The following is a 12,145-nucleotide window of genomic DNA, read 5'->3' as shown; positions in this document are numbered from 1 at the left end:
ATCACGTACCTTGTCTGCGGTCAGAGATATACTCTGGCCCCAAAAGGGCCAGAGGTTTCTTTATTCAGGGATCGTGAAGACCTGCCCCGGATAGATCAGGTCCGGGTCCCGGATCAGGTCGCGGTTGGCATCAAACAACCGGACATACAGAATGCCATCACCAAAACGCTCGCGCGAAATGGCCCATAGCGTGTCGCCCTTTTGCACAGTGACCGAGCGGATCGGGGCCGCCTGTTCCGCAACCTCTTCCGAAGCCGTCGCCTCGGCTGCTTGCAGAACTTCCACCGGCTCGCGTTTGAAGGGCGTTTCCACCCGGCTGATGACGGTGCCATCGGTGGCAACCTCATCCACCCGCAAGGTGTAGACGCCCGGATCGATACCCTCCAACTCACCCCGCCAATTGCCATCATCGGCAGGTGTCAGGTCCGCAACCAGACGGTTGTTCAGGTAAAGGCGAACGGCAGAGCCTTCGCTGACGCGGCCTGTCAGTTCGACCTCACCGGTGTCGGAATAGCCAATCGTATCCAACTCGACCTGTTGCGGTTCGCTGGCAGATGCGGATGGTGACTGAACCAACTCAACCCCCTCTTCGCCCGAGCGTAGAACGGCAATCTGTTGATCGTCGGCTTCATCCTCGACCGGGGCGGCTTCGGCAACCTGCGTGTCTTCAGCAGGCTGTTCCGGTTGCGCCGGGGCATCGCTGCTGTCCGCTTCGGTTGGTGCCGCTGGCGCTTCCTCCGGCTCTGGCACCGGATCGGCGCTGGCCACCTGTTCGCCTTCAACCGGTTTCGGCAGCGCCGCAATCAGGTAGTCATCCGACTGCGCAGTTTGCTGGCCGTCCGAGGTTTGCAGCACCAGACCTTGCGCATCATCGCTGAACGGGATCGACACGAACTCGGCAAACTGCCCGCTGCTGTCCACGGTGAAGCTGTGAAGGGGTTCTCCGTCCAGCAGTACCTGAATCTCGCTGCCGGGCGCGGCCTCGCCGGACAGCAGAGCATTGCCGTCTTTTTCAACGAAAATCTGATCAAGGACAGGAGCGGCGATTGCGGGGGCCTCGGCCACCTCTTCGGTGGTCTCCGCCTCAGGCTCTGCTTGGGTTGGCTCGTCGGTCGCGGTATCGGCAACCTCAGGCGCGGGCTCTTCCGCGGCGGTTTCGGCCTCATCCGACGCAACCTCGGCGGTGTCCTGCGCGGGGGCTTCGGCTGCTTGCTCAGGCTCTGCTTCTTCAGTCGGTTGCTCAGTCTCGTCCGCCGGCACCGCAGCCGTTTGTTCCTGAGGGACGTCTTCCGGTGCCGGGGCCGAGGTGAAGACCCCGGACAGATACAGCCCGCCGGCCCCCAGAATTGCGATGATACCGGCAACCACCCCCCATACGAAGTTGCCCGAGCTTCCGTTTCCCGACTTGGCGTCCATTCTTTTCCTTTCGCTCCGCAGCGCGAAGGCATTCATTCCTAATGCGTTCCGGCGGACAGTTGAGCCAATTTATCAATCCCGCTATCACGGGTCAAAACCCCTGACACAACCCCGGAGCCCCCATTCGATGTCCCAGAAATCTGTCTGTGTGTATTGCGGGTCACGCAATGGCGCAAAACCGGCCTATTCCGATACGGCCCGAACGTTTGGCACCTTGCTGGCAAAGGAAGGCTGGCGGCTTGTTTACGGCGCCGGAGATGTTGGCCTGATGGGCGAAGTCGCCCGCGCCGCACAGGACGCAGGCGGCGAGACCTTTGGCGTTATCCCGGTACATCTGGTGCAGCGCGAGGTTGGCAAAACCGACCTGACCCATTTCGTGATCACCGAAACGATGCACGAGCGCAAGAAGGTCATGATCATGAATGCCGACGCGGTCGTTGTTCTACCCGGCGGCCCCGGGTCATTGGATGAGCTGTTCGAGGCGCTGACATGGCGGCAGTTGGGTCTGCATGACAAACCCATCGTCGTGGTGAATGTCGATGGCTACTGGGACGCGCTGCAAACGCTGCTGGATCAGGTCATCGGTCAGGGCTTTGCCGACGCATCGCTGGCCGATTTCATCATTTGGGCCGAAAGCGCCGAGGCTGCCGTGGCCGCTTTGCGCGATACGTTGGGATAGTCTGGGCGACAAATGCCGCCCAAGCCGCAGTTACGCAAGTCGCGGTGCGGGCTTTAGCCGTTGCCGCAAAACCTGCTCGACCTTGTGCAGCGGATGGTTGGTCAGCGTCTTATCGACCTCGGCCACGACCTTGGCCAGCACGTCGCTGTGCAAACGCCGCCGCAACAGCCCCAGCACATGGGGGCTGGCGACCAGAACCAGACGTTTATACGCGCCCTTCAACCCCTTGCGGTTCAGCAGATTTGCCAGGTCCTGCACAAACAGGGACTTGGCATGGGTTTTCCAGGACGCCTCCTCCATCGCCGATTTCTGATTGGGACCACCGTCATTTCGACGCCCTGCACGATCTGAAGGCTTTGCAGGCAGCGCATCCGGTTCTTCGACCGAAACAACAACCAGATTGGGGTCTTCGGCGTCGGTGATGTTCTCCATGAACAGCGCCTTTTCCCCGTCTGCAATAATAACCCAGGTTCCTTGTGCAAGTGCGACCATCGTGTTCTCCCGTAGCGATGTCAGGTGGCATCCCTCATCCGTCAGGCATAGCGTCTGCCCACAGCCGCGCAGGTGTGGCGGTTGCCGTCTGTTTTGTTGTTGGCGGGTTTCTCCTTCCGCTCACCTTAGGTAAGCATTGGCGGGTGGGGTACAATGCCGTCTCAGGATGAAACTTTGTTCATCGGCGGGATTTTTCTGATCAGGCCGACAGCTCGATCACGGTGATCTCGGGCGTTACGCCAAAACGCACCGGCAGCATGGAACAGCCAATGCCGCCCGACACAACCAGATCGCGCCCATCTTCGTGCACATGGCCATACGCATAGCGATTGCCGAACCGCGATGGCACGACCGGGGACCACCCGAACAGCCGCACCTGCCCTCCATGAGTGTGACCGCACAACGTCAATGCAACACGGCCGGGCACCTTGGGAAAAATGTCGGGCTCATGTGCCAACAGAATTGCCGGGGCGTCCTGCGGGATCTGCGCTAGCGTTCCGGGCAGATCATCCACCCCGGTATAAACACCTCGGCTATGGCGTATGGCGATCTGATCCCCAAGGCCCGCCAACCAGACACCGTTTGGCAAGGCTACCGCCTTGTTTTCCAACACCGGGATACCGTTGCGCTCTAGCTCGACAGCGGTTTCGACCGGCCCGCGCCCCCGGTCTTGCGCGGCTTTGTCCTGCCACCAATCGTGGTTGCCCAATATCGCGTAAACACCTAGCGGAGCCGACAATGCCCCCAAAACCGTGGCCGTCTCACGCACCGGAACATCCTTGGTCACATAGCTATGCCCGGCCGTCAGATCGCCCAAAACCACGATCAGATCGGCACCCAGGGCATTTGTGCGCGCCACGATCTTCTCTAGCCGAGACAGCGGCGTCGTCGGCTCAGCCATATGAAGGTCGGTCAGGACCGCGACCTTGACTGGGCGATCCTGCGGCCAATCCGAGCGCTTCACCCGCCACCGACGCACACGCAAGCGCAGCGCCGGTTCGATGAAAAACCCGTAAAACGCAGCAAAAAGGCCTGCCAGCGTCACCGCCAGCAGGCCCTTTATGAACCCTCGTCGGGTCAAGGTTTACATCCGCGATGCAACGTTTTCCCAGTTTACCAGATTGTCGAGGAAGTTCGACAGGTAAGCCGGGCGCTTGTTGCGGAAATCGATGTAGTAGCTGTGCTCCCACACATCACATCCCAGCAGCGCGGTCTGACCAAAGCACAGCGGATTCACGCCGTTTTCAGTCTTGGTCACGGCCAGCGAGCTGTCCGCGTTCTTGACCAGCCACGCCCAGCCCGAGCCAAACTGGCCGGCACCTGCGGCGCTGAATTGCGACTTGAACTGGTCAACCGAGCCGAAGCTTTCGGTCAGAGCCTTCTCCAGCTCACCGGGCATGGCATTGCCGCCGGGGCCCATCATCTCCCAGAACTGGTTGTGGTTCCACAGCTGGCTGATGTTGTTGAAGATACCGTTCTGCGCCACGGCGTTTGCGTCGTAGGTGCCAACGATGATCTCTTCCAGCGACTTGCCGTCCCACTCGGTCCCGGCGATCAGCTTGTTGCCATTGTCGACATAGGCCTTGTGGTGCAGGTCGTGGTGATATTCCAGTGTTTCCGCGGACATACCCTTGGCTGCCAGCGCGTCATGTGCATAAGGAAGATCAGGAAGTTCAAAAGCCATGTCGGCCCCCTGTTAAAATGTAAGTTGCGGTTCCCAAGGTTAAATGCTTTGGCAGCAGCCGCAGGTCAAGAGCCGAGACAAGAAAACCCGGAGGTCCGCGATGCTGACACAGGCGCGCAAGATGTTCTACCGCGCCCGCGGATACTATGCGGGCACCCTGAACGGCGAGCCGTTCCGCCTGGACCCCTATCATTCGAAATTCTGGCGCAAAGCCTCTGCGGGCGACTGGGAGCCCGAAACCTTTGCGGTTCTGGACCAATACCTGTCGCCTGATCGTGACTATCTGGATATCGGGGCGTGGATCGGCCCCACCGTGCTGTACGGTGCCCGCAAAGCGCGACATGTGTGGTGTTTCGAACCCGACCCGACCGCGTTCCGGCATTTGGCGTGGAATCTGGACCTGAACGACATCCACAATGTTTCAGCCTTCGGGGTCGCCCTGTCGGATCAGTTCGGCGTGGCCCGTATGGCCTCGGTCCGCGGAGAGCCGGGGGATTCGACCAGTTCCCTGCTGCATGACGGCGCGCATGGAACGGATGCCCTGACGATTGCGTGGGAACAGTTCGAGGCGGCCAATGACCTGTCCGGCGTTTCGTTGGTCAAGATGGATATCGAAGGGGCTGAGTTCTTTGTCCTGCCCGCGCTGATCTCATGGCTCAAACGGCAACGCCCGGCTTTGCTGTTGTCAACACACGCGCCTTTGCTTGGCGATGAAGACAGGGCTGAGAAGATGGGCAACCTGGCTGAACTTTTGTCCTTCTACCATACATGCCAGCGTGAAGGTCCGGCGTCACCGTCCGGTCACCCGATGACCGATGAAGACGCCTTAGCTAGGTTCCAGACGTATTTGCTCACGTCATGACGCAGTCAGAACGCGCTATCCGTGCGGGCTGGGAAGCACATTCTGAATGCCCTTCCCAAATTAACCGCCCGATCAGTAGAGGGCGGGCGTATTGACCGCTTTGCAGCGCCCGACACCGCTGGGCCGATTGCTGACATTGGCCTGCGGGAACCGCGCGATCATCTCAAACTCATTGGTTTGCGGGTTCAGCATCCCAGTGTAAGACACGCGCAATTGACCGCCAGCACTGGCCACCAGGGAAATTCGCCAACTCAACTGATATTCACCGCGTCGATTCACCTTGAACTTCGCGTCCTTGGGCTTGTCGTCGTTCTGGCCGTTCAATCTGTTGTCTTCACGGATCGCGCCATCATAAACGCGGGCCCGCTTGTTTTCGGCGTCGACACTCAGCCAAACGCGCGAGGGAATCCATCCCTGCGCTTCAATACTGTGAAGTTCACAGTCATAGTTTACCACCTCAGCTTGTGCCGCCGAGGCGAAAAAACACAGACCGATGGCAAGAAGTCTTATTTTCATGTTCAGCACCTTATCAGTATCAGTTTGACGGCGTTGGGATTTTTGCACATTTGCCTCGCGCGAAACCGTCTCTCGGCAGATATGCGCTGTATGAGGATGACCGCGCCGTTGCTTTTAGCGTTCGGCGGTCCACAAAGACCGCAAACTCCTGATTAAGCAGGTCAATGGCATCAATTCGCGACTCGTTCGACGCATAGCTTCTGCCTGAATCCGAGTAGACATAGTCTTGTCCGACCCATGCGATTGACAGGTTTCGAATACTATCGCGCTTTACCCTGGCGGGCCCGGGTTGCGTATCGATATTCGGCGTCCGCGCCTCATGGATGAACGCCGAGCGCCCGTACTCATCCACTGAAAAGATCAAGAACTCTGGCGTCGGCTTGTTGGCAATGCCACGGCTAAAGTTGCATTCATACGTCTCTTTAAAGGTCTGAGAAACTGAAACAGTCGGGACGATCGCAAGTCCGACTGCCAATGCAATTGCTTGTAGTTTCATAGTTTGCTCCAACATATCGTTATTTTGGCGTTTGAATTTCAACGCAGGTCCCATTGGCGTTGCCATCATGGGACGCTTGTACGTTTGATTTTGAGCTAGCAATTGCCCGCATCGTTTTACGGTTCAAGAAGATCGAAAAATCCAGACGCCCCAAATCAAGAACCATTCGCCGGGGATCACCTGCCCTTGTACGTCGACCGGTGCGCGAAAACGTATACGCCTCACCAGACCAACTGATGGAGAGCAAACGAAAGCTGTTTCTATTGATTGAAGCCGCGATTTTGGGTGTGTCGATCCCCTGCAATTCAACTTCGTGCAACAGGGCCGAGCGCCCATACTTGTCAACCGAGAATATGACGCGCGCGGGCGTAGGCCGGTTTGCCAGACCTTTTTTAAAAACACACTCGAACGACTCTGAATAGGTTTCGGATCGCGCTGCATCAGGTATAGTTGAAACGGCGATTAAACCGATGGCGATTAGTCTAAAAATGTTCATCCAAATGTCTTTAGTTTAAGTCTTTTTCATATCGATAAAGCAGCCCCTTTCCACCCGCAACAGGGGAACTTACCAATCCTAACTCGCGCGCGCATCTGTCGCGCAACTTGACACTTCAATCACGAAAAAAGTCTTAAAAAGGAAAATGGCCACCTGTCTGAAACGAGGTGGCCATCGAATGATCCCTTAGGTGTGTGGGCGGGTCAATAAACGCCCACTTCACTGCCCGGCTGCGCCGCAACCTTCAGCAGGTTGAACGCATAGTCGGCAGCCGAGCGGAAACAAACCACACGGAACGTTTCGGCGTCGTCCATCCAGAACGCCCCGGCCACCTGCGCCAGACGCGAGCGGCGGATTTGGCCGGGCTGGAAGGCCTCGGGTGACAGATCGACCGGGGACAGTTTGCCCAGAACCTCGCGCGCGGACGCGCCCGAAATGCGGAACACCGCCCGCGCGTCCGAGACGTTGACCGCCAGGGCATGCGTGCCGCCAAGCGCATTGGTCATCGCCGCCAGTTTGGCCTCGACCTCGGCATATGGCACCAGCACCAGCAACTCGTCGGTGGACATCCAGCAGACGCCGGTGTCGCCATCGACCAGAGCCTCACGCTGGCCGGGCATTTTCTGCCCGGTGGCATCCTTGACGGCCTTGGCCAGCACCTTGTCGGACAGGTCGCCGCGCAGGGTGATCATGCCCTGCAGGCCGGTTTCCTCGACCCTGGCGATGCCGTCATAGCTGGCGTGGTTCAGTGCGCTGATGGGTTCAGACATTCTGCTTCTCCCCGTCCTTGTCGAAGAAGATCGGGTCCACGATCTTGGCTTTGTAGATTTTGTCATCCGTGCCCGGGAACTCGACAATCTCGCCCATCCGGTCGGGGCCGTGCTTGATCAGGCCCATGGCGATGCCTTTGCCCAGATTGGCCGAGTAATAAGTCGAGGTCACGCGCCCGATCATGTTGCGCTGACCATTGGCGTTGACGCCCTCGCCCACTGCGTAAGCGCCGTCCGGCAGAACGGAACCATCCACAGTCTCCAAGCCGACCAGTTTCCAGCGCTCGGGATCGGCCATATGGGTCCGCGAATGGGCGCGTTTGCCGAGGTAGTCCTCTTTCTTTTTCGACAGCGCCCAGTGCAGCCCCAGATCCTGCGGGATCACGGTGCCGTCGGTCTCGTCCCCGATCATGATAAAGCCCTTTTCGGCCCGCAGGATGTGCAGACATTCGGTGCCGTACGGCATCACACCGAATTCTTTGCCAGCCTCCATCAGCGCGTCCCAAAACGCCTGTCCCTGCGACGCAGGCACGGCGATCTCATAGGACAGCTCACCCGAGAACGAGATGCGGTAAGCGCGGCAATCGAAGTCACCGATTTTTCCGTCGCGCCATTCCATGAAGGGCAGCGCCTCTTTCGACACATCCATCCCGCCCAGTTTCTCAAGCACCTTGCGGGCATTGGGGCCAACCACGGCGACCTGAGCGTATTGCTCGGTCACATTGGCGACATAGACTTTCCAGTCCCACCATTCGGTCTGCAACCACTCTTCCATATGGCCATGGATGCGCTCGGCCCCGCCGGTGGTGGTGTGGCACAGCCATGTATCCTCATCGATGCGGGCGACAACGCCGTCGTCGATCAGGAACCCGTTTTCCGAGCACATCAGACCATAGCGGCATTTGCCGATCTTCAGCGTGGACATCATGTTGGTATACATCATGTCGAGGAACTTGCCCGCATCCGGGCCTTTAACGATCAACTTGCCCAGAGTCGAGGCGTCCAGCAGGCCGAGGTTGTCGCGGGTGTTCTTCACCTCGCGGTTCACCGCGTCATGCACGGATTCACCGGGACGCACATAGGCATAGGTCCGGCGCCACTGGCCGACCGGCTCCCAATCGGCGCCGTTCTTGTCGTGCCAGTTGTGCATCGGCGTCTGTCGGATCGGCTGGAACACCTCTCCGCGCGCTTCACCGCCAATCGACGCCAGAGAGATCGGCGTGTAGGGCGGGCGGAACGTGGTGGTGCCGACCTTCGGAATCTCTGATTCCAGCGCATCAGCAAGGATCGCTAAGCCGTTGATATTGCTCAACTTACCCTGATCGGTCGCCATGCCCAGCGTGGTGTAACGCTTGGTATGTTCGACGCTTTCGTAGCCTTCGCGCGCGGCCAGCTGAACGTCCGAGACTTTGACGTCGTTCTGGAAATCCAACCACGACTTCATCCGCAGCTGGATGTCGGCATTGGCGGGCATCAGCCAGACGGCCTCCATCGGAGCCTCGTCCGTGGTCTCGCCCACCGGGGCCTTGGTACGCTTAGGCTTGTGACCGGCTGCTTTGGCTGCGGCCTTACCAGCCGCATCCGCGTCGGCCATAACATCCGCCAAAGCCAGCGGACCGTTCGACGACCCGGCGGCCAGAACGAACCCTTCGCCATTTGCACCCAGAGGCGGGCGCGACGGGTCGGGGCGGAAATGGGCGTTCGCCTCATCCCAGATCAGCTTGCCGCCGCAATGCGACCACATATGCACAACCGGAGACCAACCGCCCGACATGGCAACCGCGTCGCATTCGACCTCTTCCCGCGCGCCGCCGACGCCCTCTTGATTACAGATGGCAACTTTCTTGACGCGCTTGCCGCCCTTGACCTTGGCGATGGCCTTGCCCGGATCGACGCGGATGCCAAGCTGGCGCGCCTCTTCCGCCAGCGGTCCGGCGGTGGCGCGGGCATCGACCACGCGGATCACATCCACTCCGGCCTGTTTCAGGGCAATAGCCGTGCGATAGGCGTCATCGTTGTTGGTGGCGACGATCACCTTCTCGCCCGGGGTTACACCCCAGTTCACGACATAGTCACGCATGGCCGAGGCCAGCATCACGCCCGGCACATCGTTACCCGCAAAGGACAGCGGACGCTCGATGGCTCCGGTCGCCGTCACAACCTGTTTGGCGCGGATACGCCACAGACGATGGCGCGGGCCTTGCGCGCCCGGGTTGTGGTCGGTCAGACGCTCGTATCCCAGCACGTAACCGTGGTCATAGACCCCCGCGCCCATGCAGCGGGACCGCATCGTGACATTGTCCATTGTTTCGAGTTCGGAAACCAATTGTTCCACGAACTTATCCACAGGCTCACCATCTACCAACCCGCCGTCAACCGGAGCGCGACCGCCCCAATGCGCGGTCTGTTCGATCAGCATGACCTTGGCACCAGACGCCGCTGCCGTCTTGGCTGCCTGCAGACCAGCCACTCCGCCGCCGATCACCAGGACGTCGGTGAAGGCATAGAAGTGCTCATAAGTGTCCGCATCGCGGCTGTCCTTGTCGGGGGCCTTGCCCAGACCGGCGGACTGGCGGATGAAGGGTTCATACACATGCTTCCAGAACGGTTTCGGATGGATGAACATCTTGTAGTAGAACCCGGCGGGCAGGAACCGCGACAGGTGGGTGTTGATCGCGCCCACGTCGAATTCCAGATTCGGCCAATGGTTCTGCGACGCTGCGGTCAGTCCGTTGAACAGCTCGGTCGTGGTGGCGCGCTGGTTCGGCTCGAACCGATTACCCTGCCCCAGTCCGACCAGAGCGTTCGGCTCTTCCGCGCCGCTGGCGACCACGCCGCGCGGGCGGTGGTATTTGAACGACCGGCCCATCATCATCTGATCATTGGCCAGCAGGGCCGAGGCAAGCGTGTCGCCCTCGTACCCCTGCATCGAGGTGCCGTTGAAGGTGAAGGTAACCTTTTTCGACCGATCAATCAGACGGCCTTGTTTTGCGAGACGGGTGCTCATTGTGCGGACCTTTCGCAGGTGGAGGCGTCAGGGCCTCCGGCGGGAGTATTTTGGAAAAGATGAAGCATCAGGAGAACTCTCTCCACGTCCAGCCGGGCCGTTTGGCGGCGATGGCGTCCTTGATCTCTTGCGGCGGCTCAGAGGTCTGGGCGGTGTAGGTGCCGAACACCTCGAGCGTCTGGGTGCAGCGCGCGGCGTGGAACCACTTGCCGCAGCCATTGGCGTGGCGCCAGCGTTCAAGGTGAACGCCCTTTGGGTTTTCGCGCATGAACAGGTAGTCGTGGAACTCGTCATCCGACGAGCCGGGGCCGAAACGCTTCAGATGCGCCTCGCCACCGGCGGCCAGTTCGGTTTCTTCGGCGTCAACGCCACAATAGGGGCAATTCAGGATCAGCATGTGGTCATCCTTTTGGCGGTCAGTCGGCGCGCGGGCCGATCAGAATTCTGTTCTTTGGCACCTTCGGGCAGCCCCTTAGTGCGCCACCCCGGCGGCGACGCTTTCGTCGATGAAGCGGCCCTCTTTGAAGCGGTCCAGCGAGAAGGCCTCGGTCAGTGGCGAATGCCCCGTGGCCATCAGCTGTGCCATGCCCCAACCCGAGCCCGGAATGGCCTTGAAGCCGCCGGTGCCCCATCCGCAGTTGATGAAGCAATTGCCCAGAGGTGTTGACGACAGGATGGGAGAGCGATCCCCGGTCATGTCCACGATCCCGCCCCATTGGCGCAGCATTTTCAGGCGCGAGATCATCGGGAAGGTCTCGACCAGTGCCCGTACCGTTTCCTCGATGTGGTGGAAGCTGCCGCGCTGGGTGTAGTTGTTGAACCCGTCGGTGCCGCCACCGATCACCATCTCGCCCTTGTCGGACTGCGACATGTAACCGTGCACGGTGTTGGCCATCACGACCACGTCCATGCAGGGTTTGATCGGCTCTGACACCAGAGCCTGCAGGGCAATCGCCTCCAAAGGCAGACGGAAGCCCGCCATCTCGGCCAGTTGACCGGAATGGCCTGCCACCACGATCCCCAGCTTGTCACAGTCGATTGAGCCTTTGGTGGTATCAACGCCGACAACGCGACCATTTTCGGACCGAACGCCTTTGACTTCGCATTGCTGGATGATGTCCATCCCCATCGCCGAACATGCGCGGGCATAGCCCCAGGCCACCGCATCGTGGCGCGCGGTGCCGCCGCGTTCCTGCCACAGCGCCCCCAGTACCGGATAGCGGGGGCCGTCGATATTGATGATCGGGACCAGTTCCTTGACGCGCTCGGGGCCGATCCACTCGGTCTTGACGCCTTGCAGCGCGTTTGCGTGGGCGGTGCGCTGATAGCCGCGAATTTCGTGCTGGGTCTGGGCCAGCATCATAACACCGCGCGGGCTGAACATGACATTGTAGTTCAGGTCCTGGCTCAGGTCTTCATACAGGCTACGCGCCTTTTCGTACAAAGCCGCCGACGGATCCTGCAGGTAGTTCGACCGGATGATGGTCGTATTCCGCCCGGTATTGCCGCCACCCAGCCAGCCCTTTTCGATCACGGCGACGTTCTGGATGCCGTAGTTTTTGCCAAGGTAATAGGCCGTCGCCAGACCATGCCCCCCCGCACCGACGATGATCACGTCATAGCGTTTCTTGGGCTGGGGGGACCGCCAGGCGCGTTCCCATCCTGTGTGATAGCGCAACGCTTCGCGCGCCACAGCAAAGGCTGAATAGTGTTTCATAAGCGAATCC

Annotated in this window: 13 protein-coding genes; 2 read left to right on the top strand and 11 right to left on the bottom strand. The window is 59.9% G+C overall.

Annotated features, from left to right (window positions below; genetic code table 11):
- Positions 1 to 60 precede the first annotated feature (60 nt).
- Positions 61 to 1,416: a LysM peptidoglycan-binding domain-containing protein gene (locus ACR0E6_RS02140; protein ID WP_480580622.1), complete on the bottom strand. Its 1,356-nt coding sequence runs from the start codon at positions 1,414 to 1,416 to the stop codon at positions 61 to 63.
- Positions 1,417 to 1,543: 127 nt separating this feature from the next.
- On the opposite strand from ACR0E6_RS02140, the gene ACR0E6_RS02135 reads away from it, so the two are divergent.
- A complete protein-coding gene (locus ACR0E6_RS02135; RefSeq protein WP_480580620.1) occupies positions 1,544 to 2,095 on the top strand; it encodes an LOG family protein in 552 nt (183 codons plus the stop codon).
- A gap of 30 nt (positions 2,096 to 2,125) precedes the next feature.
- Here ACR0E6_RS02135 and ACR0E6_RS02130 read toward each other — a convergent pair whose 3' ends face one another.
- From ACR0E6_RS02130 to ACR0E6_RS02120, 3 genes are all read right to left on the bottom strand, one after another.
- Positions 2,126 to 2,587, bottom strand: a complete 462-nt coding sequence (locus tag ACR0E6_RS02130) for a baeRF12 domain-containing protein (protein WP_480580618.1) — start codon at positions 2,585 to 2,587, stop codon at positions 2,126 to 2,128.
- Positions 2,588 to 2,786: 199 nt separating this feature from the next.
- The gene (locus ACR0E6_RS02125; protein ID WP_480580616.1) at positions 2,787 to 3,668 is read right to left on the bottom strand and encodes a metallophosphoesterase; all 882 of its coding nucleotides are present in this window, start codon (positions 3,666 to 3,668) and stop codon (positions 2,787 to 2,789) included.
- Between the two features lie 3 nt (positions 3,669 to 3,671).
- Positions 3,672 to 4,271 carry a superoxide dismutase gene (locus tag ACR0E6_RS02120; protein WP_480580614.1) on the bottom strand — a complete coding sequence of 200 codons (600 nt, stop codon included), beginning with the start codon at positions 4,269 to 4,271 and terminating at the stop codon, positions 3,672 to 3,674.
- A 100-nt stretch (positions 4,272 to 4,371) separates the two neighbouring features.
- On the opposite strand from ACR0E6_RS02120, the gene ACR0E6_RS02115 reads away from it, so the two are divergent.
- Positions 4,372 to 5,133: an FkbM family methyltransferase gene (locus tag ACR0E6_RS02115; RefSeq protein WP_170449759.1), complete on the top strand. Its 762-nt coding sequence runs from the start codon at positions 4,372 to 4,374 to the stop codon at positions 5,131 to 5,133.
- 72 nt (positions 5,134 to 5,205) lie between these two features.
- Here the strand turns inward: ACR0E6_RS02115 and ACR0E6_RS02110 are convergent, their stop codons facing one another.
- The 7 genes from ACR0E6_RS02110 to ACR0E6_RS02080 all read right to left on the bottom strand — a co-directional run bounded on the left by ACR0E6_RS02110 (position 5,206) and on the right by ACR0E6_RS02080 (position 12,135).
- On the bottom strand, positions 5,206 to 5,697 hold the full coding sequence (locus tag ACR0E6_RS02110) for a hypothetical protein (RefSeq protein ID WP_480580611.1): 492 nt from the start codon (positions 5,695 to 5,697) through the stop codon (positions 5,206 to 5,208).
- Entirely contained in the window at positions 5,669 to 6,145 is a 477-nt protein-coding gene (locus ACR0E6_RS02105; RefSeq protein WP_170449755.1) for a hypothetical protein, read from the bottom strand. Before ACR0E6_RS02105 ends, ACR0E6_RS02110 begins: the two co-directional genes overlap by 29 nt.
- A gap of 19 nt (positions 6,146 to 6,164) precedes the next feature.
- Entirely contained in the window at positions 6,165 to 6,641 is a 477-nt protein-coding gene (locus tag ACR0E6_RS02100; protein ID WP_170449753.1) for a hypothetical protein, read from the bottom strand.
- A gap of 203 nt (positions 6,642 to 6,844) precedes the next feature.
- Positions 6,845 to 7,411 (bottom strand): sarcosine oxidase subunit gamma family protein, encoded by a 567-nt coding sequence (locus ACR0E6_RS02095; RefSeq protein WP_170449750.1) that lies wholly within the window; start codon positions 7,409 to 7,411, stop codon positions 6,845 to 6,847.
- A complete protein-coding gene (locus tag ACR0E6_RS02090; RefSeq protein ID WP_480580609.1) occupies positions 7,404 to 10,418 on the bottom strand; it encodes a sarcosine oxidase subunit alpha family protein in 3,015 nt (1,004 codons plus the stop codon). Before ACR0E6_RS02090 ends, ACR0E6_RS02095 begins: the two co-directional genes overlap by 8 nt.
- A gap of 67 nt (positions 10,419 to 10,485) precedes the next feature.
- Complete coding sequence (locus ACR0E6_RS02085) at positions 10,486 to 10,815, bottom strand: sarcosine oxidase subunit delta (RefSeq protein ID WP_480580607.1); 330 nt, start codon at positions 10,813 to 10,815, stop codon at positions 10,486 to 10,488.
- A gap of 75 nt (positions 10,816 to 10,890) precedes the next feature.
- Positions 10,891 to 12,135: a sarcosine oxidase subunit beta family protein gene (locus ACR0E6_RS02080; protein WP_170519556.1), complete on the bottom strand. Its 1,245-nt coding sequence runs from the start codon at positions 12,133 to 12,135 to the stop codon at positions 10,891 to 10,893.
- Positions 12,136 to 12,145 lie beyond the last annotated feature (10 nt).

Source organism: Ruegeria sp. AP12, from assembly GCF_056540025.1.
Note: the sequence above shows the minus strand (reverse complement) of the source record. Positions and strands in the feature narration are given on the sequence as shown.